Raw genomic sequence first — 23271 nt, forward strand, 5'->3', positions numbered from 1 at the left:
GCTGGGACTGCGGCGGGGCTGCGCCCTGGACCCCGTACGGTCTGCGGCCTTGCCCTCAGGCGCCCGCGGGGCCGGAGAACCAGCCCCGCCGGCGTTTGAGGCGCGGGGTCCGGGGGCGGAGCCCCCGAATGCTTCAGCCCCCCGGCGTCCGAGGACCGGGGGCCTGGGGCGAAGCCCCGGCACCCCAGCCCCGCCGGCGCTTGAGGCGCGGGGTCCGGGGCAGTGCCCCGGTTTCGGGAAGGGGCGGGGTGGGGGAGAGCCCCGCGCAGCGGCCCCCGTCCCGCTGCGGCAGACTGCTCACCATGCGTACCGCTTACCGCGTCGAGACCGTTCGGGCCGCCGAGGCCGCGCTCATGGCGCGGCTGCCGGAGGGGGCGCTCATGCAGCGGGCCGCCGCCGGGCTGGCCGCCGCCTGTCGGGGGGTGTTGCCGCGGGTGTACGGGGCGCGGGTCGTCCTGCTCGTCGGCAGCGGGGACAACGGCGGCGACGCCCTCTACGCCGGGGCCCGGCTCGCCCGGCGGGGCGCCGGGGTGAGCGCCGTGCTCCTGGGGAGCAAGGCCCACACCGGCGGGCTCGCCGCGCTCAGGGCGGCCGGTGGGCGGGTGGTCGACGATCCCTTCGACGCGCTCGCCGTCGCCGATCTCGTGGTCGACGGGATCACCGGCATCGGCGGACGCGGCGGGCTCCGGCCCGAGGCCGTTCCCGTCGCCCGCGCCGCCCGCGGCTCCGACGCCGTCGTTCTCGCCGTCGACCTGCCGAGCGGCGTCGACGCCGACACGGGCGAGGTCACCGGCGAAGTGCTGCGCGCCGACGCGACCGTCACGTTCGGGGCCTACAAGCCCGGCCTCCTCGTCGACCCCGCCCGCGAGTACGCCGGGGCCCTCCACCTCGTCGACATCGGGCTCACCGACTTCCTTCCGGGCGTTCCCGAGATCGAGGCGCTCCAGCACCAGGACCTCGCCCACCTGCTGCCCGTACCCGGCGCCGCCAGCGACAAGTACCGGCGCGGGGTCGTCGGCGTCGTCGCCGGATCCGTCCGCTACCCCGGCGCCGCCGTCCTCGCCGTCGCGGGCGCGCTGCGCGGCGGCGCGGGGGCCGTGCGGTACGTCGGGCCCGCCGGTGACGCCGTCCTCGCCGCGCACCCCGAGACCCTCGTCCACTCGGGGCGGCCGGAGCAGGCCGGGCGCGTCCAGGCCTGGGTCGTCGGGCCGGGGCTCGGGGAGGGGCCCGGGGCCGGTGTCGCGGTCGACGAGGTCCTCGCCTCCGACGTGCCCGTCCTCGTCGACGCCGACGGGCTGCGCGGGCTCGACCCCGAGGCGGTACGGGCCCGGCGCGCGCCGACCCTCCTCACCCCGCACGCGGGGGAGGCCGCGGCGCTCCTCGGCGTGTCGCGGGACGCCGTCGAGGCGGGGCGGCTCGCCTCCGTCCGCGAGCTGGCCGCCCGTTTCGGCGCGACCGTACTCCTCAAGGGGGCGACCACCCTGGTCTGCGGGGCGGGCGGCACCGGGGCCGTACGGGTCAACCCGACCGGGACGCCCTGGCTGGCGACCGCCGGCAGCGGCGACGTCCTGTCCGGCCTCGCGGGGTCCCTCCTCGCGGCGGGGCTGCCGCCGCTCGACGCGGCGTCCTGCGCGGCGTACCTCCATGGGCTGGCTGCCCGCCGCGCCTCGGCCGGGGGCGGGCCGATCACGGCCACGGAGGTGGCGGGTGCGCTGCGGGGGGCGTGGGGGGACGTGACGGCGGGGGAGTAGGCGGGCGGGCCGCTGCGCGGGGCTCTCCCCCACCCCGCCCCTTCCCGAAACCGGGGGCAAGCCCCCGGGCCCCCGTACGGCCTGACGGCCGTGCCCTCAAACGCCGGGCGGGCTGGAAATCCAGCCCCGCCGGCGTTTGAGGCGCGGGGTCCGGGGCGGAGCCCCGGTTTCGGGAAGGGGCGGGGTGGGGTGAAGGCCCGCCGCAGGCGCCACCCACCCGCAGGCGCCCCGCCCCCCCACCCGGCTCAATCCGTTGCCCCACCCGTGCGACCCCGCGCGCCACTCCGCCCCCGGCGGGAAAGGGTCTGTGGGGTGATCAGTTGGAGAAGATGCCGCACCGCGCCCCTGTTGTCCGTCCTCGCCGCAGCCCTCGCCCTCGCCCTCGCCCCCACCCCCGGCTCGGCCACGGCCGCGGCCGACGAACCCGACCCCCTCGTCCCGGGCATCGTCGGCGCCGGCCGGGCCGAGTACCCCATGGACACGCCCGACCAGGTGCTTCCGCCGCTCCGTTCCGAGGGCGAGCCGGTCGTCCCCGTGCCCGAGCCCGAGCGGCAGGTCGACGAGCTCGTCGAGCATCTGCCGCGCGGCGCCGTGGCCGAGGCGTGCACGGCGACCACCGGGATCTACCAGCGGCAGGTGGAGCGTCTGCTCAAGCTGAAGGTCGACGGCAAGCAGTCCGCCGCCGACTGCAAGGCCATCAAGGCCTTCCAGGTGAAGGAGAAGATCAAGCCGGCCAACGGCTACGCCGGTCCCATCACCTGGGCCCGCGCCGAGCTCCTCGCCGCGCGGAAGAACCTCGACCCGGGCCGTCGCTGCCCCGTGAAGAAGTACACCGTCGCCTGCGTCGACCTCGACCGGCAGCTCATGTGGGTGCGGAAGGACAAGAAGATCACGTACGCCGTCGTCAACATCCGGAGCGGGCGGAAGGGGTACGCCACCCGGACGGGGTGGCACTCGATCTACTGGCGGCACAAGGACCACTGGTCGTCGATCTACGACACGCCCATGCCGTACTCCCAGTTCTTCAGCGGCGGACAGGCCTTCCACGCCGTCTACGGGCAGATCGCCACGCCCACCGGCAGCCGCGGCTGCGTCAATCTCAGCTACGCGAACGCGCGGAAACTCTGGGACGTCCTGCGCAAGGGTGACCGGGTCTACATCTGGGGGAAGCGGCCGGGCACCTGACACCTGAGAGACTGGGCGCGATGACTGAGACACCCCCGCCCCGCAGAGCCCGCGCCGAGATCGACCTCGGCGCGCTGCGTGCGAACGTCCGCACGCTGCGCGCCCGCATCGCCCCGCACACCCGGATCATGGCCGTGGTCAAGGCCGACGCGTACGGACACGGCGCCGTGCGCTGTGCCCGCGCCGCCCTGGAGGCGGGCGCGGAGTGGCTCGGTACGGCCACCCCGCACGAGGCGCTCGCCCTGCGCGCCGCCGGGATCACCGACGTCCCCGTCATGTGCTGGCTGTGGACCCCGGGCGATCCGTGGGACGCCGGGATCGAGGCCGGTCTCGACATGGCCGTCAGCGGCATGTGGGCCCTGGAGGAGGTCGTGGAGGCGGCCCGCCGCACCGGCGGCACCGCCCGCATCCAGCTCAAGGCCGACACCGGCCTCGGCCGCAACGGCTGCCAGCCCGCCGACTGGCCCCGGCTCGTCGGCGAGGCGCTCACGGCCGAGAAGAACGGGCTCGTCAAGATCACCGGTCTGTGGTCGCACTTCGCCTGCGCCGATGAGCCCCACCACCCGTCCATCGCGTCCCAGCTCGACGTCTTCCGCTCGATGCTCGACTTCGCGGAGAAGGCGGGCGTCACCCCCGAGATCCGGCACATCGCCAACTCGCCGGCCACCCTCACCCTGCCCGAGTCGCACTTCGACCTGGTCAGGACCGGCATCGCGATGTACGGCGTCTCGCCGAGCCCCGAGCTCGGCACCTCCGCCGACTTCGGGCTGCGGCCCGTCATGTCCCTCAAGGCGAGCGTCGCCCTCGTCAAGCAGGTCCCGGCCGGCCACGGCGTCAGCTACGGCCACCACTACGTCACGGGCTCCGAGACCACCCTCGGTCTCGTGCCCCTGGGGTACGCCGACGGGGTGCCCCGGCACGCCTCGGGCCGCGGTCCCGTCCTCGTCGGCGACCGCGTCCGCACCGTCGCCGGGCGCGTCGCCATGGACCAGTTCGTCGTCGACCTCGGCGGCGACACCCCCGGGCCCGGCACCGAGGCCGTGCTCTTCGGCCCCGGCGACCGGGGTGAGCCGACGGCGGAGGACTGGGCCGTGGCCGCCGACACCATCGCGTACGAGATCGTCACCCGGATCGGCGCGCGCGTGCCGCGCGTCTATCTGGACGAGTAGTGGCTCGGCGGACACGGTTCTAGGGGGCTTCGTGGGCGAGTCGACCAGGGGTTGGAAGCGGGCCGGGATCGCCGGTGCCGCGATCGGCGTGCTCGCGGCCGGCGCCGCCGCCGGTGTCGCCGTCGAGCGGCTCACGGTCGGCCGTTCCGTACGCCAGAAGGCCCGGCTGGCCCTTGACTCCAGTGGGCCGTACGGGGATCTCCGGGGGATTTCCGGGTGGGCTCGGAGCGATGACTCGACCGAGCTGTATTACGAGGTCGACGAGGTCGAGGGGGTCGACGGGGCCGACGGGGTCGACGGGGCCGACGGGGTCGACGGGGTCGACGAGGGCGCTCTCGGAGAGCCGCCCCTCACCGTCGTCTTCTCGCACGGCTACTGCCTCAACCAGGACTCCTGGCACTTCCAGCGCGCCGCCCTCCGCGGTCGCGTCCGCACCGTCCACTGGGACCAGCGCGGCCACGGCCGCTCCGCCCGCGGCGTCGCCCAGTCCGGGCCCGACGGGGTGCCCGTCTCCATCGACCAGCTCGGCCGCGACCTCAAGGCCGTCCTCGATGCCGCCGCCCCCGAGGGCCCGCTCGTCCTCGTCGGGCACTCCATGGGCGGCATGACGGTGATGGCGCTCGCCGCGCAGTACCCCGGCCTGGTCCGCGACCGGGTCGTCGGCGCCGCCTTCGTCGGTACGTCGGCGGGGGAGCTCGGCGAGGTGTCGTACGGGCTGCCGCTCGCCGGCGTCAACGCCGTGCGCCGGGTCCTGCCGGGCGTGCTGCGGGCGCTCGGCTCCCAGGCGGAGCTGGTCGAGCGCGGGCGCAGGGCGACGGCCGACCTGTTCGCCGGGGTCGTCAAGAAGTACTCGTTCGCGTCCCGGGACGTGGACCCGGCGGTGGCCCGCTTCGCCGAGCGGATGATCGAGGCGACCCCGATCGACGTCGTCGCCGAGTTCTATCCGGCCTTCGCCGAGCACGACAAGGCCATCGCCCTCTCCGCGTTCCGGGACGTCCCGGTGCTCGCGCTCGCCGGGGACGGCGACCTGGTCACTCCCGCCGCCCACACCGAGGCCATCGGCGCGCTGCTGCCCGGTGCCGAGCTCGTCATCGTCCCCGACGCCGGGCACCTGGTGATGCTGGAGCACCCCGAGGCCGTCACGGAACGCCTGGACGGCCTGCTCGTCCGCGCGGCGGGGAGCGTCCCGGCCAAGGGCTAGATTTGCGGGTATGGAAGCTGCGCACCCGCCCGTCTCCGGCGCCACCCTGTCCATCGACTCCCCCGAGCAGATGCAGGACCTCGGCCGCCGGCTCGCGAAAATCCTCCGCCCCGGCGACCTCGTCATGCTCACCGGTGAGCTCGGCGCCGGGAAGACCACGCTCACCCGCGGCCTCGGCGAGGGGCTCGGCGTGCGGGGGGCCGTCACGTCCCCGACCTTCGTCATCGCCCGCGTCCATCCGTCCCTGGTCGGCGGTCCCGCGCTCGTCCACGTCGACGCGTACCGGCTCGGCGGCGGTCTCGACGAGATGGAGGACCTCGACCTCGACGTCTCGCTGCCCGAGTCCGTGGTGGTCGTGGAGTGGGGCGACGGCAAGGTCGAGGACCTGACCGACGACCGGCTCCACGTCCTCATCCACCGGGTGACCGGCGACACCGACGACGACCGGCGCACGGTCGTGCTGCGCGGGGTCGGCTCGCGGTGGGCGGACGAGGACCTCGATCTGGGCTGAGCCCCGGCGCGTGGACGCCGTGTCTCCCGTACGCCCGTTCGTAGGAGGTTCCGACAACGTGTCGGCAAGATATTGCGTGGGCGGTAGGGGTCGTGGTGACATGGACTCAGGAGATGGTTAGGGGTACCTAACCAACGGGAGGCATGCATGGCGACGCCACAGCGCGCGGAAAACGGCGACCAGGGCCGGGAGCAGGTCTCGATCGGCCAGCTGCTGGCCTTCGGTGCCGCCGTCCAGGCCGTTTCCACGCCACCGCGCAGAGTCGAGTCCCAGGACGGCGCGGAGAGAGCCGCCGAGTCCGGGGCCGTCGTGGAGACCGTGCTGCGGCAGGGCGGGGTCGGCCGGAAGGCCGCGTAACCCCCTGCCGCGCCGCTTCAGAGCAGTCCGCCCGTCGCCGAGATCGTCTGGCCCGTGATCCAGGCCGCGTCCGGACCGGCCAGGAACGTCACGATCCCGGCGATGTCGTCGCCCGTGCCGAGTCGGCCGAGGACGGTGTTGCGGGCGGCGCGCTCCATCAGGCGCCGCGGCATGGACTGCCGCAGCATCTCGGTGTCCGTCGCGCCGGGCGCCACGCAGTTGACCGTGATCCGGCGCGGGCCGAGCTCCTGCGCCGCCACCGCCGTGAACTGCTCGACCGCCGCCTTGCTGGCCGCGTACACCGCGTTGCCGGGGGTCGGGCGGCGGACCCCGATCGAGGACATCGTGATCACGCGACCGCCGTCGCGCAGCCGCGTCGAGGCGTGCTGGAGGGCGAGGAACGTGCCCTTCGTGTTGACCGCCATCACCCGGTCGTAGGTCTCCTCGCTCGCCTCCTCGATCCGCGCGTGCGGGAGCCACACCGCAGCGTTCGCCACCAGGACGTCGAGCGCGCCCACGGCCTCCTCCGCGCGGTCGAAGAGGGCGGCGACCTCGGCCGAGTCGGCGAGGTCGGCGCGGATGGCGTGCGCTCCCGTGGCGGCGGCGACCTCGCGTGCCGCCTCCTCGGCCCGGTGGAAGCCGAAGGCGACCTGGGCGCCCTCGGCGGCCAGGCGCTCCACGATCGCGCGGCCGATGCCCCGCGAACCGCCCGTGACCAGCGCGTTCCGCCCTGCCAGGCTTGCCGCCATCGTGGTCTCGCTCCCGTTTGACGATTACTCTGTGTGGGTAAAACGTTGCGTAGAGTAGCATTCTCCGCGTGGGTCGGGACGGCGAGCGGATGGGGTGCGGGGTGCGCACGGTGAGCGAGCGACGGATGACCAGGTCGGAGGTGCGGGCGGTCCTCGTGGCGGCCCTGCGGGAGCTCAGGCCCGAGCTCGCCGGGGTGCCGATCACCGGTGACGAGCACCTCGCGGCGGACCTCGGGCTCGACTCGGTGGCCCGGGTCGAGCTGCTCGTGATGCTCGAGGAGGAGTTCGGGGTCGAGGACGAGGTGGATCCCCGGATCTTCGTGACGCCGTCGACGCTCGACGAGCTGGTCGCGCAGATCGCCGTCGCCGAGGACGCGCTCCTGTGAGCGCCGTCGACGTCCTGGGCGGTGGCGGTGGCAGTGGCAGTGGTGACGGTGGTGGCGGCGGTACGGCGGTGCTCACCGCCCCCTGCCCGCACGCGGGCGGGCGGCTGAGCCCCTCGGGCCCCGAGGCCGCCGAGGTCTTCTTCGCCGCCCCGGACTCCACGCTCTCGCACGCGGAGGGCTGGGACGTCGTCTTCGGCGGCCGGTTCGGCCGCGGGGTCCTCAACCTGGACGGCGAGCCGCACCGCACGTACCGCCAGGCGCTCATGCCCCTGCTCCGCAGCGCCGCCGTCGCGGCCCACCGGGGGACGATCGAGGAGGTGGTGGGGAGGGCCGTCTCCTCGCTGCCCGTGGGCAGCCCCTTCGATCTGCACGCCGTCACCCAGACCACCGCCTTCGCCGTCGCCGCGCGGCTCTTCGCCGGACTCGACGAGAGGGAGGCCGAGGAGCTGTACGGGCTCTACGGCGAGCTGCGGACACCGCCGGACGGCGAGCTCGGGACGCCCGGCGGCAACCGCGCCGCCCGGCGGGTGGGGCGGGCCCGGCGGCGGGTGCGGGAGCTGCTGCGCGGTGCGGTCGTACGGCTCCGCGACGGCGACCCGGCCGACGGGCCCGTACGGCGACTGCGCGCGCTGCCGGGGCCGCCGTCGGACGACGTCGTCGCGGAGAACATCGCGATCCTGATCCTCGCCGGGTACGAGACCACCGGCTACCTCTCCGCCCGCCTGCTGTGGCTGCTCGCCCGGCACCCCGAGGCCCAGGAGGCCGTACGGAGAGAGGTCGGGGGCCCGCCGGCCGAGCCCTTCGCGGACGGGCCGTTCCCGGCCGGGTCGTTCCTGGACGGGCCGTTCCTCGACGCGGTCTTCCAGGAGACCGCCCGGCTGCACCCGCCGCTCGCCTGGCTGCCCCGTCGGGCGCTCACCGACCTGGTGTGCGGGGAGACCCGGGTGCCCGCCGGTTCCGAGGTGTTCTACGCGGTGGGGGAGGCCCAGCGCGACCCCGGCACCTTCGCCGCGCCCGACGCGTTCCGGCCGGAGCGCTTCACCGAGGGCGAGCGGCACGGGCGGTACGCGCTCACGCCCTTCGGCTCCGGGCGCCGCATCTGCGCGGGCCTCCACCTCGGGACCCTGGAGACCAAGCTCCTCGCCGCCGCGGTGGTGCGGGAGTTCCGGCTGACGGTCCCGCCGGGCCCGTACGTGGGTGACGTCTCCCTCAACGGCTCCACCGTCACCCCGGCCCGTCCCCTCCTCGTCCGCCTCGACCGAATCCCCCGGTGACCTCCATGGATCCCTTCGAGCGACTCACGCTCTGCGAGGCCGTCCGCGCCCTCGGCGCCGGGGCCTCCGTGGCCTTCCCCCGTACCGGCGAGCGGTTCACCGCCGCCGAGCTCGACGCCGCCGCCACGCGGTTCGCCCACCGGCTGGTCGCCGCCGGGGTGAGGCCGGGCGAGGTCGTCGGCGTGCTCGCGCCGACGAGCCCGCTCGTCCTCGTCGGACTCCTCGGGATCGCGCGCGCCGGGGCCGCCGCGAGCATGTTCCCGGCCGCCGTCGGCCTGCCCGAGCGGGAGGCCGAGCGGCTCGCCCCGGCGGTCGCCGCCGCCGGGATGCGGCACCTGGTCGTCCACCGGGAGTGCCTCGACACCGCCCGCGCGGTGCGGGCGCTGTGCCCCGCCGTGACCCTCGTCGGGGAGGAGGAAGGCGGGGCGGAAGGGAACGGGGGGGAGCTGAGCGGTGAGGGCGGCGGCGTGGGGGAGGCGCCGGAGGCCGTACTGCCACGGGTCGCGCCCCGCGACCTCGCCGTCGTCCAGTTCACCTCCGGCAGCACCTCCGCTCCCAAGGGCGTGATGCTCTCCCACGCGACCGTCCTCGCCGGGCTCCGGGCGATCGTCACGTCCGCCGCGATGGACCGTCACGACGTGATGGTGTCCTGGGTGCCGCACTTCCACGACATGGGCCTCTTCGGCCCGCTCTCCGTGTTCTTCGCGGGCGGCCGGGTGCACCTCGTGCCGCCGATGGACTTCGTCCGGCGGCCCGCCGGGCTCCTGCGGCTGCTCTCCGAGACCCGGGCGACCGTCCTCACCGGCCCCGACTTCTCGTACGCGCGCCTCGCCGCCGTCGCGACCCCCGAGCTGCTCGCCGAGCTCGACCTCTCGCCGCTGCGGCTCGCCTTCAACGGCGCCGAGCCCGTCAGGGCCGCCACCGTCGACGCCTTCGTCACGCGGCTCGCGCCCGCCGGGCTCGCCGCCTCCGCGATGTACCCGGTGTACGGCATGGCGGAGGCGACCCTCGCCGTCGCCTTCCCGCCGCCCGGCGCCGAGCCCCGGGTCGTCCACCTCGACCGGTCGCGGCTCGCCGACGACGGCCTCGCCGTCCCGGTGCCGGCCGACGACCCCCGGGCGAAGGCGCTCGTCGGCGTCGGGCGGCCGGTCGAGGGCATGCGGCTCCGGGTCGCCGGCGCGGACGGCGCCCCCTGCGCGCCGGGGCGGCTCGGCGAGATCCAGATCGCCGGTCCCGCCGTGACCACGGGGTACTACGCGGCCCCCGCCGCGACCGCGACCGCTTTCGACGGGCCCTGGCTGCGCACCGGCGACCTCGGGTTCGTCCTGGACGGGGACCTCTTCGTCACGGGCCGCCGCAAGGAGATGATCATCGTCAACGGGCAGAACCACTTCCCCGAGGACGCCGAGAACCTCGCCCGCGAGCAGCCCGGCGTCCACCGGGGGAACTGTGTCGCCTTCGCGGACGACGCCAGGGAGCGGCTCGTCGTGGCCGCGGAGATCGCCCCCGGCGGCGACCCGGAGGCCGTGGCCGGGTCGATCCGCCGGGCGCTCGCCGAGCGGCTGGGGATCGCGGCCGTCCACGTGGAGCCCGTACGGCCCGGGGGGCTGCCGCGGACGACCAGCGGGAAGTGGCAGCGGGGCCGGGTGCGGGACCTCCTGGACGCACGGAGCTGAGCCCCCCGGCACTGAGCCCCCGGCACCGAGCATCCGGCACTGGGCCCCCGGTGCAGGGCGCCCGGTGCCGGACACGGCAGTGGGCGCCGCCGGTCCCCGAGACCGGAGGCGCCCACCCGTACGTCGTCGGCGTCAGATCTTGCCGAAGAGGTGGTTGCCGCCCGCGTTCTCGTCGTCGCTCAGGAAGAACTCCTCGATGGCCTGCGCGAGCTCCTGCTCGGTGACGTAGCCGTCGCCGTCGAGGTCGATGCGGGCCATGGCCTCCTGGTGGTCCTTGTCGCCCATGCCCAGGCCGGCGTGGATCCGGGCCAGCTCCTCGCTGTCGAGGCGGCCGTCGCCGTCGGTGTCGCCGAGCGCGATGATCGCCTTCGCGACCGGCACGACGAGGCGGCGGTAGCCCTCGCCCGTCGCGGCGTCGGACTCCAGACCGGCCACGTACTCCTCGCGGCTGATCTCGCCGTCGCCGTCCGTGTCCATGCTCTCCCGCAGGCCGTCCCACAGGCCCTGGTAGGCGTCGCTGAGGGCGATGATCTTCGGGGACGAGACCGACTGCGTGAACTCCTTCGCCATGCGGGAGATGATCAGCTCGAAGTCGTCCCAGGTGATGCTGCCGTCACCGTTGGTGTCGACGAGGTCGAAGTGACGGCCGATCTTGCGGGTCAGCAGGTTCGTGGGCATAGGGGTGCCCTCTCTTCTCGTGGGGGGTTGGACGCGTTACGCAGCGTACACGTCCAGTTACGGAGAGAGATCAATCTTCACTCGATCGGGGCAGACCGTGATCGAGGGCCCTGGGGAGGGGCTTCCGTCAGTCGACGACGACGATCTTCGAGCCGATCGTCGCGAACGACCACAACGCGTCACCGTCGGCCCGCTTCATGCGGATGCCGCCCGTCTTCTTCGAGGGGTCGGGGGACGGCGTCGAGCCGTCGACCGCCGCGCTGAAGCCGATCGCCACGTCCTGGGTCGTCGCGAACCGCACCACGTGCTCGATCTGCACGCCGTCCGAGCCGCGCACCGAACCCGAACGCGAGGTCACCCGGTAGCCGCCCGGCGCGGGGTGGACCGTGCTCGGCATCACCGAGAACGTGCGCGTGGCCTTGTTCTTCTCGTCCACCAGCCAGACGCGGCGGTCGTGGAGCGCGTACACGACCCGCTCGCCGACGCCCGAGTCCGCAGGGATCGCGAGGGGGTTCTTCGGCGGCTGCTTCGGGCCGCCGGTCGCCGAGGCGGAGGGACTGGCCACGCCCGGCGTCGTCGGCTTCGCCGAGAGGTCGGCGGGCGCGCTGGCCGAGGCCTGGTAGGCGAGGAAGGCGACCGCGGCGACCGCCGCCGCCGTGAGCCCGGCCACGATTCCCGAGCTGCTCCGTGCCACCGTGCCCACCTCTCGTACGAACGTATCGAAGGGTGACGGTAGCAGTCGGCGCCCCTCGGGCCCGGCCGCCGTGCCCGGGTGCGCGCGGGGGTCCGCCCGCCCGGACCCCGTCCCGGGGCGGGGTCCGCCGCCGGAGCCGTAGGCTGTTCGCGTGCTGTTGCTCGCCATGGATACCGCCACCCCCGCCGTCACCGTCGCCCTCCACGACGGCGAGACCGTCGTCGCCTCGGAGAGCCAGGTCGACGCCCGTCGCCACGGGGAGCTGCTGCTCCCCGCCGTCGACCGGGTCCTCAAGGAGGCCGGGCTGAAGCTCGACGCGCTCACCGGCGTCGTCGTCGGCGTCGGCCCCGGCCCGTACACCGGTCTGCGCGTCGGTCTCGTCACCGCCGCCGCCTTCTCCTCCGCGCTCGGCGTCCCGGTGCACGGCCTGTGCACCCTCGACGGCCTCGCGTACGCCTCCGGGATCGACGAGCCCTTCGCCGTCGCCACGGACGCGCGCCGCAAGGAGGTCTACTGGGCGCGGTACGCCGACGCACGCACGCGCGTGACGGACGCGGCCGTCGACCGGCCCGCCGAGATCGCCGAGGAGCTCGCCGGCCTTCCGGTCGTCGGCGCGGGCGCCCGCCTCTACCCCGAGGCCTTCCCCGACGCCCGCGACCCCGAGCACCAGTCGGCCGCCGCGCTGGCCGCCCTCGCGGCGGAGAAGCTGGCCAAGGGCGACGGCGGGTTCCTCGACCCGCTGCCCATGTACCTGCGCCGCCCCGACGCGCAGGTGCCGAAGAACTACAAGGTGGTCACCCCCAAGTGAGCACCGCCGTCCTGCGCGAGATGCGGTGGTGGGACATCGAGCCCGTCCTCGCCCTCGAAGCCGAGCTGTTCCCCGAGGACGCCTGGTCGGCGGGGATGTTCTGGTCCGAGCTGGCCCACTCCCGCGGACCCGGCGCCACCCGCCGCTACATCGTCGCGGAGTCCGCGGACGCGACCGGCCGGCAGCGGCTCGTGGGGTACGCGGGCTTCGCCGCGGCCGGCGGCCTCGGCGACGTGCAGACGATCGCCGTCGCCCGGGACCAGTGGGGCACCGGCCTCGGTGCCCGGCTCCTCTCCGACCTGCTCCACCACGCCACCGCCTTCGAGTGCGACGAGGTCCTCCTCGAGGTGCGCGTGGACAACACCAGGGCCCAGAAGCTCTACGAGCGCTTCGGCTTCGAGCCCATCGGTTTCCGGCGCGGCTACTACCAGCCCGGAAACGTCGACGCGCTCGTGATGCGACTGACCGTTCAAGAAACTGGGACTGAGATCTGATGGCTGCTGACGAACCCCTCGTGCTCGGCATCGAGACCTCGTGCGACGAGACCGGCGTCGGCATCGTCCACGGCACCACGCTCCTCGCCGACGCCGTCGCCTCCAGCGTCGACACCCACGCCCGCTTCGGCGGCGTCGTGCCCGAGATCGCCTCCCGCGCCCACCTGGAGGCGATGGTCCCGACGATCGAGCGCGCCCTGAAGACGGCCGGGGTCTCCGCGAAGGACCTCGACGGCATCGCCGTCACGGCGGGACCCGGGCTCGCGGGCGCGCTGCTCGTCGGCGTCTCGGCGGCCAAGGCGTACGCGTACGCCCTCGGCAAGCCGCTGTACGGCGTCAACCACCTGGCCTCGCACATCTGCGTCGACCAGCTGGAGCACGGCAAGCTGCCCGAGCCGACGATGGCGCTGCTCGTCTCCGGCGGGCACTCCTCGCTGCTGCTCTCCTCCGACATCACCTCCGACGTGCGGCCCATGGGCGCCACGATCGACGACGCGGCCGGCGAGGCCTTCGACAAGATCGCCCGCGTCCTCGACCTCGGCTTCCCCGGCGGACCGGTCATCGACCGGCTCGCGAAGGAGGGCGACCCGAACGCGATCGCCTTCCCGCGCGGACTGAGCGGCTCCCGCGACCCCGCGTACGACTTCTCCTTCTCCGGCCTCAAGACCGCCGTGGCCCGCTGGATCGAGGCCAAGCGGGCGGCCGGCGAGGACGTGCCGGTACGGGACGTGGCCGCGTCCTTCCAGGAGGCCGTCGTGGACGTCCTCACCCGGAAGGCCGTACGCGCCTGCAAGGACGAGGGCGTCGACCACCTGATGATCGGCGGCGGCGTCGCCGCGAACTCGCGGCTCCGGGCACTCGCCCAGGAGCGCTGCGAGCGGGCCGGGATCCGGCTGCGCGTGCCCCGGCCGGGGCTGTGCACCGACAACGGCGCGATGGTCGCGGCGCTCGGCTCCGAGATGGTGGCCCGCAACCGGCCGGCCTCGGACCTGGAGCTGTCGGCGGACTCGTCGCTGCCGGTGACGGACCCGCACGTGCCCGGTCGTGCGCACGACCACGATCACGACCACGATCACGGCCACGGCCACGGCCACGACCACGATCACGTGCACGAGGTCAGCAAGGAGAACCTGTACTCGTGAGGCTCGCGCTCATGTGGGAGGCCAGGGCGGCCCAGGGCAGGGGCGGCGAGCTCCTGGAGTGGGCGCGCGCGCAGACCCTGGCCTACGAACCGGTGCGGCGGGAGATCCTCCGCGCGCCGCAGGACCGGGTCCTCGTCCTGACCTGGTGGGACGCGGACGTCTTCGACGCGGAGCTGCCCGAACTGCCGGAGCCGGACGCGGAGCTGATCACCCGTCCGGTCCACCGGTGGCGCTTCGAATCGGTGGAATAGCGGTCGCGGGCGCAACCTTTTGCCCTTTCGGGGCATCCCACAGCGCGTGAACGTGAAGAAGACGATCGCGTGGTGGGCGGTTCTGACCGTCGCGACTCTCCTGACGACCGGTTGCGCGGCGGAGACCGCCGCGGAGCGACCGGGCGGCCCCGGCGGTCTCCCGGCGCCGCCCGCGGTGGGGAACGAGGCGGGCATGGCGGCGCCCGATGCCGATACCGGTGCCGGTGCCGAGGCCGGCTCGGACTCGGGCAAGGCGTCCGCGAGCCAGGCGCCCGCCGGGGACGCCGCCGCCGCCGCGTACCGGAAATGGGGCCTCAAGCCCTTCCCCGCCCCGCCCGCCCCGCCCGCGACCAAGCCGGTCCTGCGGGCGCCCGGCGGCCCGGTCCCCGTCATCAGCGAGATCCCCACCACCGAGAAGATCGTCTTCCTCACGATCGACGACGGCGCCGAGAAGGACCCCGAGTTCGTCACGATGATGAGGGACCTCGGGATCCCGGTGACGATGTTCCTCACCGACTCGGCGATCCGCGGCGACTACGCGTACTTCGCCCCGCTCGTCGCCCAGGGCCACGGCGTCGCCAACCACACCCTCACCCACCCCAACCTCCGGACGCTCACCCGGGAGGCCCAGCGCCGGGAGATCTGCGGCCAGCGGACGAAGCTGGCGGAGCGGTACGGGACGGCCCCGCGCCTCTTCCGCCCGCCGTACGGCAACTGGAACGAGGCCACGCGCGCGGCGGCCGGCGAGTGCGGGGTCGACGCGATCGTGCTGTGGCGCGAGTCCATGCAGATCAGGAACATGCAGTACCAGCGCGGCGACCGGAAGCTCCACCCCGGCGACATCGTCCTCGCCCACTTCCGCGGCCCGTCCGAGCTCAAGGGCCGGACGATGACCGAGATGACGGCGACGATGCTGCGCCGGATCCAGGAGCAGGGTTTCACGGTGGCGCGCCTGGAGGACTACGTCTGAGGGGGCGCCGGGCTCCGTCCGGAACTTTTCCGGGCGCGGTGTCGATGCGGGCCGATCCCGTTCGACGTATGAGTGGAAGGCGGGGAACGGCCCCGTCACCGCATCCGTAGGAACCGCACCCCGAGGAGTCGTCATGCCCCGCTTCCTGTCCCTCGTCCGCATCGAGGAGAACACCATCGACATGGAGAGCGCCGACCCCGGCTTCGAACAGCGGATGGGCGCGCTCTTCGAGGAGATCACCAAGGCCGGCGCGATGCTGGACACGGCCGGGCTGCGGCCGACCGCCGAGTCCACCCGGATCACCTGGTCGGACGGGAAGCTGTCGTACACCGACGGCCCGTTCACCGAGACCAAGGAGGTCGTCGGCGGGTACGCGATGCTCCAGTGCAAGGACATGGCCGAGGCCGTCGAGTGGGGCAAGCGGTTCCTCGCCGTCCACCCGCCGCACTGGAAGGTCGGCCTGGAGGTCCGTGAGGTCGAGGAGATGCCGGAAGGCTGACCCGCGCCGGGGCGTCGCCTGTGCTGTCATGTGAACCGTGACGGTCGAGAACACCCTGGAGACGGTCTTCCGGATGGAGTCGGCACGGATCATCGCCACCGTGGCGAGGATCGTGCGCGATGTCGGCATCGCCGAGGAGATCGCCCAGGACGTCTTCGTCGCCGCCCTCGAACAGTGGCCGGGGTCGGGTGTCCCGGAACGGCCGGGCGCCTGGCTCACGGCCGCCGCGAAGAACCGCGCCGTCGACCTCGTGCGACGGCGCGAGACGTACGCCCGCAAGCTCGCCGAGGTGGGCAGGGAGCTCCCGGACGCCTCGTACGACCCGGAGCCCCCGGGGCCGGGCGACATCGACGACGACGTGCTGCGGCTGGTCTTCACCGCCTGCCACCCGGTGCTCTCCCCGGCCGCGCGGGCGGCCCTGACGCTGCGGCTCGTGGGCGGGCTCCGTACGGAGGAGATCGCGCGCGCCTTCCTCGTGCCGGAGGCGACCGTCGCCGCCCGGATCACCCGCGCCAAGCGGACGCTCGCGCGGGAGGGCGTCGAGTTCGAGGTGCCGTACGGGGAGGAGCGGGCCGCCCGGCTCGGATCGGTCCTCGAAGTCGTCTACCTGATCTTCAACGAGGGGTACGCGGCGACCGCGGGCGACGACCTGCTGCGGCCCGCCCTCTGCGAGGACGCGCTGCGGCTCGCGCGCGGCCTCGCCGCCCTCGTGCCGGAGGAGGGCGAGGCGCAGGGCCTCGCCGCGCTCCTCGAACTCCAGGCGTCCCGCACGGCGGCCAGGACCGGCCCCGACGGGCGGCCGGTGCTGCTCGCCGCGCAGAACCGGCGGCGCTGGGACCGGCTCCTGATCCGGCGCGGTTTCGCCGCCCTCGCACGTGCCGGGGACGGCCGCTCGTACGGGCCGTACGCCCTCCAGGCCGCCATCGCCGCGTGCCACGCACGGGCGGAGACGTACGAGGCCACGGACTGGGCGACGATCGCCGCCCTGTACGGCCGTCTCGCCGCCCTCGCGCCCTCCCCGGTGGTCGAGTTGAACCGGGCCGTCGCCGTGTCGATGGCGGACGGCCCGGAGGCCGGACTCGCGCTCGTCGACGCGTTGGCCGAGGAGCCCGCCCTCGCCGGCTACCACCTGCTGCCGAGCGTGCGCGGCGACCTCCTCGCCCGGTTGGGCCGGACGGCGGAGGCGAGGGCGGAGTTCGCGCGCGCGGCCTCGCTCACCCGGAACGCCCGCGAGCGGGAGCTGCTGCGTGAGCGGGCGGGGGAGTCGGGGTGAGGGACGGGCGGGAGCAAAGGGGGCGGCGGGGGTAGCGCGGGCGCGGGCGCAGAGGTAGGGGCAGGGGCAGGGGCGGGGGAGGGGCGGGGCGCGTTTGCGCGGTCCCTCTAGGGTGCTTGTCATGTCTCCGCGCAACCCGCTCCCTCCGCCGCCCCCGCCCGCCGAGCTCCAGGCCTGGCCCGACCGGGAGGCGCGCGTCGCCGACCGGGCGCTCGCGCTCGACGCGCTCGGCTGGCGGCTGCTCGGCGCGGGGAGGATGGCGATGTTCCTGGTGTGGTGCGCCCTGCTCCAGCTGGGGTGGGCGTTCGTCGGCTTCCTGCTGATCGTGATCGGCGGACCCGGACCCGACGGGATCACGCTGATGATCGGCGTCTTCTCGGCGGTCCTCGGCGTCGGCCTCCTCGTCCCCGTCGTCTGGCTGACGGCCCGCAGCCACTACCGGGACCGGGTCGCCCGCGGGCTCCTCGCCCAGTGGGCGGCCCTCGACCGGCACGGTCCGACCGACGAGCGGCTGCGTGCTCCCGTCCGCAGCGCCTGCTGGTTCGTGGTGTCCTTCGCGCTGTGCGGGACCGGCCTCTGGCTGGGCTTCGCCGTGCCCGCGAAAGCGCGGTGGGAGGACGGCGGTTACGGCCTCGTCGCGTACGGCATGGGCGCCGCCCTGATCTTCTGGACCACCGGACTCACGGGCCTGGCCAAGGCCTTCGGCCACTACCGCTTCGCGGTGCGGCTCAGCGCCCCCCGTCCGCCGGCCGGCCGATCAGCATCGTCGGGGCACCCGCGACCCGAGTGAGCAGGACCGTCGCGGAGTTGGGGCCCTTCGGCTTCACCTTGCGGCGGATCTCCTCGGGCTCGACGGCCGATCCGCGCTTCTTCACCGTCAGGGTGCCGACCTCGCGTTCGCGCAGGATGGCCTTCAACTTCTTGAGGTTGAAGGGGAGTTCGTCGGTGATCTCGTAGGCGGAGGCGTACGGGGTGGGGGTGAGCTCGTCCGCCGTGACGTACGCGATCGTCTCGTCGACCAGTCCGCCGCCGAGCTCCTCGGCCACCTCGGCGACCAGGTGCGCGCGGATGACGGCGCCGTCGGGCTCGTACAGGTAGCGGCCGACCGGGCGGACCGCCGGGTCGGGGAGGCCGCGGCCGGTGATCCCGGCGCCCGAGGGCAGGAGGGTGGCGCGGCGCGCGCCCGGGTCCGTGCCGAACCAGAGCACCGCCTCCTTCACGTCGCCGCCGTCCGAGATCCACTCGGCCTCGGCCTCCTCGGGGACGGCCTCGTGCGGGATGCCGGGTGCCACCTTGAGGGCCGCGGCCCGGGCCGTACGGGCGGCCCGGACGGCCCAGGAGAGCGGCGGGGAGTACGCCTCCGGGTCGAAGATCCTGCCCCGGCCGCCGCGCCGCGCCGGGTCGACGAAGACGGCGTCGTACGGCTCCGTGTCGATCTCGGTGACGTCGGCCTCGCGCACCTCGATCAGCTCGGCGAGCCCGAGCGCCTCGGCGTTCGCGCGGGCCACGACGGCGGTCAGCGGGTCGCGGTCGACGGCGAGGACGGAGATCCCGGCGCGGGCGAGGGCGATGGCGTCGCCGCCGATGCCCGAGCAGAGGTCGGCGACGCTGCCGACGCCGAGCGCCTTGAGGCGGGCCGCGCGGTAGGCGCCGACGGAGGCGCGGGTCGACTGCTCGACGCCGTTGGGAGTGAAGTACATCCGGTACGCGTCCTCGGCGCCGAACTTCGCCACCGCGCGCTGCCGCAGCCGGGCCTGCCCGACCGCCGCCGTGACGAGCTCCGCCGGGTGGTCGCGGCGCAGCCGGGAGACGACGGCGAGCTCCTGCGAGGGGTCGTAGTCGCGCAGGGCGGCGAGGAGCGTCTGCCCCTCGGGCGTGAGCAGGGCGGTGAAGGCGGAGGTGGCGAGGTCGGTCACCCGTCCCATTGTGGTGCCTGCCGTGGGTCCCGGGGCGCTGTGGGCCGCCCGGGGGACGGAGGTGACGGATTGGCGGTGTCGTGTCACACAGAGCCACGAACGCTGACAGGATGCGGCGCCATACGGCTAGTACGACTAGTACGACAAGAGGAAGAATTTATGGTGAAGAGCGCGCACCTTTTCCGGCGGACCCTCGGGGCCGCTCTCGTCGTCGCAGCACTCACGTCCGCCGCCACCGCCTGCTCCGACGAGGCCCCCGAGCGCGGGGGCGAGCGCGGGGCGCCCGCCCCCGCGCCGGGGCAGCAGGGGCGCGGCCAGGCGGCCGGGCCGGGCGGCGCCCTGAGCGCGTACGTCGAGAAGGTCAAGCAGCAGCGGGCCGCGCGCGTGCTCGCCGCCCGGAAGTGGGGGCTCGCCAAGACCCCGCTGGAGGCCCCGGCCCCGCCGAAGACCAAGCCGCGCATCACCACGCGCAAGGGCTTCGAGACGGACGGGGAGGGTCTGCCGCCGGTCTTCACCACCGTCCCGACCAAGCAGAAGGTCGTCTTCCTGACGATCGACGACGGCGCGGAGAAGGACCCCGAACTGCTGCGGATGATGAAGGACCTGCGCATCCCGTACAGCGCCTTCCTCAGCGACTACGTCGTCAAGGACGACTACCCCTACTTCGCCAAGATGCAGAAGTCGCTGCCGGAGGGGGTCGCCCTCCACAACCACACGCTCAACCACCGCTACCTGCCGGCGCTCTCGTACGCGCAGCAGAAGCGCGAGATCTGCGGCATGCAGGACGTCATCCAGAAACGATTCGGCAAGCGGCCCCCGCTCTTCCGCCCGCCCTACGGCAACTACAACGAGGACACCCTGCGCGCCGCGAAGACCTGCGGCGTCAAGGCGGTGCCGCTGTGGGCCGCCGAGGCCTTCCCCGACCACATGGAGTGGCGCGAGTGGGACCGGGACCTCCACCCCGGCGACATCGTCCTCACGCACTTCCGGGGCAAGGGGGACTGGAAGGGCACGATGCCCGACATGGTCCGGCGGGTGATGAACGTGATCACGGCGAAGGGGTACGCGGTCGCGAAGCTGGAGGACTACGTATGAGCCGGCGGCGCGGTACGGGTGCCCTGGTCGCCGCGGCCCTGCTGCTCGGCCTCACCGGCTGCGCCTCCGCCGTCGACCCGCTGGAGCGCCTCGGCCGCAAGGCGGTGGAACAGACCCGCGACGGGGACGGCCGCCGCGCGGACGTGGAGCACGTACGGGCGGAGGGGCTTCCCCGGGGCTGAGGACTCCCCGGGAGGGCGAGGCGGGGCTCACCCTCCCGGGCACTCGCACGGCCCGCCCCCGCTGGTGCACACGCAGCGCTGCTCCGCCGGGGCGGGGGCCGGCGGCGGGGCGGGGTGCGAGCGCGTCCACTCCTCCGTCCCTCCGGCCACCGTGGCCAGGCCGAGCAGCAGGGCGGCCGCGAACTGGCCCCCGGGCGCCCAGGACCAGCCGCCGCGGTACAGCGCGTACGCCAGGAGCGCGATCCCGGCCGCTATCGCCCCGAAGGTCAGCACCGGCACCCAGTCCATGGGCGGCGGCCCGGTCCGCGGCTGGTCGAGAGTGGACCCCCAGCCGCGCATGAGGAGGCTGAAGGCGGCGAAGAGGACGAACCCGGCGTCGAGCAGGAGGAGCGCCAGGGCGAGCAGGACGTCGTGGACCGTGCGGACCCGGGGGCGGGGTGTGGTCGCCATGCCCGCACCCTCGTACGGAACCGCGGGCTCCGCGAGCACGTTGTCCTCACGGGACGGCCACGGGGGTGTGACGACGGCCGGGGCGACGGGTGGGGCGACGGCCGGGGCGACGGCCGGGACGCAGCCGGGACGACAGACGGGGCACAGCCGGGACGACGGGTGCGGCGACGCGCTCGATGGCAAGGAATTGGCACTCCGCTTGACCGAGTGCTAATCGCGGTCATAGTCTCAGGTCTGGCACTCCCCACTGGAGAGTGCCAACACAGCGACGGGCAGGTCCGGCACCCGCGACGACGGATCCACCTGGTCGCCACCTCAGACAGTTAACCCCGTAATCTCCGAAGGGGGAGGTCGGATCGTGACGACCACCAGCTCCAAGGTTGCCATCAAGCCGCTCGAGGACCGCATCGTGGTCCAGCCGCTCGACGCCGAGCAGACCACCGCCTCTGGCCTGGTCATCCCGGACACCGCCAAGGAGAAGCCCCAGGAGGGCGTCGTCCTGGCCGTGGGCCCGGGCCGCTTCGAGAACGGCGAGCGCCTGCCGCTCGACGTCAAGACCGGCGACATCGTGCTGTACAGCAAGTACGGCGGCACCGAGGTGAAGTACAACGGCGAGGAGTACCTCGTCCTCTCGGCTCGCGACGTGCTCGCGATCGTCGAGAAGTAATTCACCGAAGTAACCGAAGTATCTGCAACCAGATGCTTTGAGCTGCGCCCCTTGACCCCGCACCGGGCGTCCGGGGGCGCCGTTCGTTCCACCCGAATCCGAGAGGGCTGAACCGCTCCCATGGCGAAGATCCTGAAGTTCGACGAGGACGCCCGTCGCGCCCTTGAGCGCGGCGTCAACAAGCTTGCCGACACGGTGAAGGTGACGATCGGCCCCAAGGGCCGCAACGTCGTCATCGACAAGAAGTTCGGCGCCCCCACCATCACCAACGACGGTGTCACGATCGCCCGCGAGGTCGAGATCGACGACCCGTACGAGAACCTCGGCGCCCAGCTCGTGAAGGAGGTGGCGACCAAGACCAACGACATCGCGGGTGACGGCACCACCACCGCCACCGTGCTCGCCCAGGCCCTGGTCCGCGAGGGTCTGCGCAACGTCGCCGCCGGCGCCTCCCCGGCCGCCCTGAAGAAGGGCATCGACGCCGCCGTCAAGGCCGTCTCCGAGGAGCTGCTCGCCACCGCGCGCCCGATCGACGACAAGTCCGACATCGCCGCCGTCGCCGCGCTCTCCGCGCAGGACCAGCAGGTCGGCGAGCTCATCGCCGAGGCGATGGACAAGGTCGGCAAGGACGGTGTCATCACCGTCGAGGAGTCCAACACCTTCGGCCTGGAGCTCGACTTCACCGAGGGCATGGCCTTCGACAAGGGCTACCTGTCCCCGTACATGGTCACCGACCAGGAGCGTATGGAGGCCGTCCTCGACGACCCGTACATCCTGATCAACCAGGGCAAGATCTCCTCGATCCAGGACCTGCTCCCCATCCTGGAGAAGGTCATCCAGGCCGGTGGCAGCAAGCCGCTCCTGATCATCGCCGAGGACGTCGAGGGCGAGGCCCTCTCCACCCTCGTCGTCAACAAGATCCGTGGCACCTTCAACGCCGTGGCCGTCAAGGCCCCCGGCTTCGGTGACCGCCGCAAGGCGATGCTCGGCGACATGGCCACCCTCACCGGTGCCACCGTCATCGCCGAGGAGGTCGGCCTCAAGCTCGACCAGGCCGGTCTGGACGTGCTGGGCACCGCCCGCCGCGTGACCATCGCCAAGGACTCCACCACCATCGTCGACGGTGGCGGCAACGCCGAGGACATCGCCGGTCGCGTCGGCCAGATCAAGGCCGAGATCGAGTCCACGGACTCCGACTGGGACCGCGAGAAGCTCCAGGAGCGCCTCGCGAAGCTCGCCGGCGGCGTCTGCGTGATCAAGGTCGGCGCCGCCACCGAGGTGGAGCTCAAGGAGAAGAAGCACCGTCTCGAGGACGCCATCTCCGCGACCCGCGCCGCGGTCGAGGAGGGCATCGTCTCCGGTGGTGGCTCCGCGCTCGTCCACGCCGTCAAGGTCCTCGAGGGCAACCTCGACAAGACCGGCGACGAGGCCACGGGTGTCGCGGTCGTCCGCCGCGCCGCCGTCGAGCCGCTGCGCTGGATCGCCGAGAACGCCGGCCTCGAGGGCTACGTCATCACCTCGAAGGTGGCGGAGCTCGACAAGGGCCAGGGCTTCAACGCCGCGACCGGCGAGTACGGCGACCTGGTCAAGGCCGGCGTCATCGACCCGGTGAAGGTCACGCGCTCCGCCCTGGAGAACGCCGCCTCGATCGCCTCCCTGCTCCTCACCACCGAGACCCTCGTGGTGGAGAAGAAGGAGGAGGAGCCGGCGGACGCGGGTCACTCCCACGGCGGCCACGGCCACTCCCACTGAGGCCCGTAGCAGCTGACTGACCACCGAGGCCCGGTGCTCCCGTCGCGGGAGCACCGGGCCTCGGTGCGTGTGCGTCGTGCGTCGGGTGCTGTGTGCCGGGTGTCGTGCGTCGAGTGCCGTTCGTCGGGTGTCGTGTGCCGT

Annotated in this window: 26 protein-coding genes; 21 read left to right on the plus strand and 5 right to left on the minus strand. The window is 73.8% G+C overall.

Features of this window, described 5'->3' with window-relative positions; all coding sequences use genetic code 11:
- Nucleotides 1–302 precede the first annotated feature (302 nt).
- The 6 genes from AB0G79_RS05150 (at nucleotide 303) to AB0G79_RS05175 (ending at nucleotide 6174) form a co-directional block, all read left to right on the plus strand.
- Nucleotides 303–1751, plus strand: a complete 1449-nt coding sequence (locus tag AB0G79_RS05150) for an NAD(P)H-hydrate dehydratase (protein WP_360800281.1) — start codon at nucleotides 303–305, stop codon at nucleotides 1749–1751.
- Between the two features lie 348 nt (nucleotides 1752–2099).
- Nucleotides 2100–2936, plus strand: a complete 837-nt coding sequence (locus tag AB0G79_RS05155; protein WP_360800284.1) for a L,D-transpeptidase family protein — start codon at nucleotides 2100–2102, stop codon at nucleotides 2934–2936.
- A 20-nt stretch (nucleotides 2937–2956) separates the two neighbouring features.
- Nucleotides 2957–4105: an alanine racemase gene (alr, locus tag AB0G79_RS05160; RefSeq protein WP_360800286.1), complete on the plus strand. Its 1149-nt coding sequence runs from the start codon at nucleotides 2957–2959 to the stop codon at nucleotides 4103–4105.
- Between the two features lie 31 nt (nucleotides 4106–4136).
- Nucleotides 4137–5306: an alpha/beta hydrolase gene (locus AB0G79_RS05165; protein WP_360800289.1), complete on the plus strand. Its 1170-nt coding sequence runs from the start codon at nucleotides 4137–4139 to the stop codon at nucleotides 5304–5306.
- Between the two features lie 10 nt (nucleotides 5307–5316).
- Nucleotides 5317–5817, plus strand: coding sequence for a tRNA (adenosine(37)-N6)-threonylcarbamoyltransferase complex ATPase subunit type 1 TsaE (gene tsaE / locus AB0G79_RS05170; protein ID WP_360800292.1), 501 nt, complete (start codon nucleotides 5317–5319; stop codon nucleotides 5815–5817).
- A 147-nt stretch (nucleotides 5818–5964) separates the two neighbouring features.
- Nucleotides 5965–6174, plus strand: a complete 210-nt coding sequence (locus tag AB0G79_RS05175; protein WP_360800295.1) for a hypothetical protein — start codon at nucleotides 5965–5967, stop codon at nucleotides 6172–6174.
- A gap of 17 nt (nucleotides 6175–6191) precedes the next feature.
- Here AB0G79_RS05175 and AB0G79_RS05180 read toward each other — a convergent pair whose 3' ends face one another.
- Nucleotides 6192–6923, minus strand: a complete 732-nt coding sequence (locus AB0G79_RS05180) for an SDR family oxidoreductase (RefSeq protein ID WP_360800297.1) — start codon at nucleotides 6921–6923, stop codon at nucleotides 6192–6194.
- Nucleotides 6924–7033: 110 nt separating this feature from the next.
- On the opposite strand from AB0G79_RS05180, the gene AB0G79_RS05185 reads away from it, so the two are divergent.
- From AB0G79_RS05185 to AB0G79_RS05195, 3 genes are read left to right on the plus strand one after another with little or no spacing between them, the layout of a single operon-like run.
- Complete coding sequence (locus tag AB0G79_RS05185; RefSeq protein WP_360800300.1) at nucleotides 7034–7309, plus strand: phosphopantetheine-binding protein; 276 nt, start codon at nucleotides 7034–7036, stop codon at nucleotides 7307–7309.
- A complete protein-coding gene (locus AB0G79_RS05190) occupies nucleotides 7306–8583 on the plus strand; it encodes a cytochrome P450 (protein WP_360800303.1) in 1278 nt (425 codons plus the stop codon). The genes AB0G79_RS05185 and AB0G79_RS05190 overlap by 4 nt, the downstream gene beginning before the upstream one ends.
- 5 nt (nucleotides 8584–8588) lie before the next feature.
- Nucleotides 8589–10259 carry an AMP-binding protein gene (locus AB0G79_RS05195; RefSeq protein ID WP_360800306.1) on the plus strand — a complete coding sequence of 557 codons (1671 nt, stop codon included), beginning with the start codon at nucleotides 8589–8591 and terminating at the stop codon, nucleotides 10257–10259.
- 132 nt (nucleotides 10260–10391) lie between these two features.
- Here the strand turns inward: AB0G79_RS05195 and AB0G79_RS05200 are convergent, their stop codons facing one another.
- On the minus strand, nucleotides 10392–10937 hold the full coding sequence (locus AB0G79_RS05200; RefSeq protein ID WP_360800309.1) for an EF-hand domain-containing protein: 546 nt from the start codon (nucleotides 10935–10937) through the stop codon (nucleotides 10392–10394).
- A gap of 127 nt (nucleotides 10938–11064) precedes the next feature.
- Nucleotides 11065–11607, minus strand: a complete 543-nt coding sequence (locus AB0G79_RS05205) for a hypothetical protein (RefSeq protein WP_360800600.1) — start codon at nucleotides 11605–11607, stop codon at nucleotides 11065–11067.
- A 175-nt stretch (nucleotides 11608–11782) separates the two neighbouring features.
- Between AB0G79_RS05205 and tsaB the strand changes: the two genes are divergently transcribed.
- The 8 genes from tsaB (at nucleotide 11783) to AB0G79_RS05245 (ending at nucleotide 17858) form a co-directional block, all read left to right on the plus strand.
- Nucleotides 11783–12439 carry a tRNA (adenosine(37)-N6)-threonylcarbamoyltransferase complex dimerization subunit type 1 TsaB gene (tsaB, locus tag AB0G79_RS05210; protein ID WP_360800311.1) on the plus strand — a complete coding sequence of 219 codons (657 nt, stop codon included), beginning with the start codon at nucleotides 11783–11785 and terminating at the stop codon, nucleotides 12437–12439.
- Entirely contained in the window at nucleotides 12436–12933 is a 498-nt protein-coding gene (gene rimI, locus AB0G79_RS05215) for a ribosomal protein S18-alanine N-acetyltransferase (RefSeq protein WP_360800313.1), read from the plus strand. Before tsaB ends, rimI begins: the two co-directional genes overlap by 4 nt.
- The gene (tsaD, locus tag AB0G79_RS05220; RefSeq protein ID WP_360800316.1) at nucleotides 12933–14075 is read left to right on the plus strand and encodes a tRNA (adenosine(37)-N6)-threonylcarbamoyltransferase complex transferase subunit TsaD; all 1143 of its coding nucleotides are present in this window, start codon (nucleotides 12933–12935) and stop codon (nucleotides 14073–14075) included. Before rimI ends, tsaD begins: the two co-directional genes overlap by 1 nt.
- Entirely contained in the window at nucleotides 14072–14326 is a 255-nt protein-coding gene (locus AB0G79_RS05225; protein ID WP_360800319.1) for a hypothetical protein, read from the plus strand. The genes tsaD and AB0G79_RS05225 overlap by 4 nt, the downstream gene beginning before the upstream one ends.
- A gap of 52 nt (nucleotides 14327–14378) precedes the next feature.
- Nucleotides 14379–15296: a polysaccharide deacetylase family protein gene (locus AB0G79_RS05230; RefSeq protein WP_360800603.1), complete on the plus strand. Its 918-nt coding sequence runs from the start codon at nucleotides 14379–14381 to the stop codon at nucleotides 15294–15296.
- Between the two features lie 133 nt (nucleotides 15297–15429).
- Nucleotides 15430–15795 carry a YciI family protein gene (locus tag AB0G79_RS05235; protein ID WP_360800322.1) on the plus strand — a complete coding sequence of 122 codons (366 nt, stop codon included), beginning with the start codon at nucleotides 15430–15432 and terminating at the stop codon, nucleotides 15793–15795.
- Nucleotides 15796–15832: 37 nt separating this feature from the next.
- Nucleotides 15833–17068 (plus strand): RNA polymerase sigma factor, encoded by a 1236-nt coding sequence (locus AB0G79_RS05240; protein WP_360800325.1) that lies wholly within the window; start codon nucleotides 15833–15835, stop codon nucleotides 17066–17068.
- A 121-nt stretch (nucleotides 17069–17189) separates the two neighbouring features.
- Nucleotides 17190–17858 carry a hypothetical protein gene (locus tag AB0G79_RS05245; RefSeq protein WP_360800328.1) on the plus strand — a complete coding sequence of 223 codons (669 nt, stop codon included), beginning with the start codon at nucleotides 17190–17192 and terminating at the stop codon, nucleotides 17856–17858.
- Here AB0G79_RS05245 and AB0G79_RS05250 read toward each other — a convergent pair.
- A complete protein-coding gene (locus tag AB0G79_RS05250) occupies nucleotides 17797–18993 on the minus strand; it encodes an SAM-dependent methyltransferase (RefSeq protein ID WP_360800331.1) in 1197 nt (398 codons plus the stop codon). The genes AB0G79_RS05245 and AB0G79_RS05250 overlap by 62 nt on opposite strands.
- Before the next feature lie 150 nt (nucleotides 18994–19143).
- Here AB0G79_RS05250 and AB0G79_RS05255 point away from each other — a divergent pair, with 150 nt between their 5' ends.
- Both AB0G79_RS05255 and AB0G79_RS05260 read left to right on the plus strand, forming a co-directional pair.
- Nucleotides 19144–20079, plus strand: coding sequence for a polysaccharide deacetylase family protein (locus tag AB0G79_RS05255; protein ID WP_360800334.1), 936 nt, complete (start codon nucleotides 19144–19146; stop codon nucleotides 20077–20079).
- A complete protein-coding gene (locus AB0G79_RS05260; RefSeq protein WP_360800337.1) occupies nucleotides 20076–20261 on the plus strand; it encodes a hypothetical protein in 186 nt (61 codons plus the stop codon). Before AB0G79_RS05255 ends, AB0G79_RS05260 begins: the two co-directional genes overlap by 4 nt.
- 27 nt (nucleotides 20262–20288) lie before the next feature.
- Here the strand turns inward: AB0G79_RS05260 and AB0G79_RS05265 are convergent, their stop codons facing one another.
- Nucleotides 20289–20711: a DUF6234 family protein gene (locus AB0G79_RS05265; protein ID WP_360800340.1), complete on the minus strand. Its 423-nt coding sequence runs from the start codon at nucleotides 20709–20711 to the stop codon at nucleotides 20289–20291.
- Between the two features lie 358 nt (nucleotides 20712–21069).
- On the opposite strand from AB0G79_RS05265, the gene groES reads away from it, so the two are divergent.
- Together groES and groL are read left to right on the plus strand one after the other, a co-directional pair.
- Nucleotides 21070–21378, plus strand: coding sequence for a co-chaperone GroES (groES, locus tag AB0G79_RS05270; RefSeq protein ID WP_017239619.1), 309 nt, complete (start codon nucleotides 21070–21072; stop codon nucleotides 21376–21378).
- A gap of 120 nt (nucleotides 21379–21498) precedes the next feature.
- On the plus strand, nucleotides 21499–23130 hold the full coding sequence (gene groL, locus AB0G79_RS05275) for a chaperonin GroEL (protein WP_360800343.1): 1632 nt from the start codon (nucleotides 21499–21501) through the stop codon (nucleotides 23128–23130).
- Nucleotides 23131–23271 lie beyond the last annotated feature (141 nt).

Origin of the sequence: Streptomyces sp. NPDC020807 (assembly GCF_040641575.1) — a bacterium.
Taxonomy (GTDB): domain Bacteria; phylum Actinomycetota; class Actinomycetes; order Streptomycetales; family Streptomycetaceae; genus Streptomyces.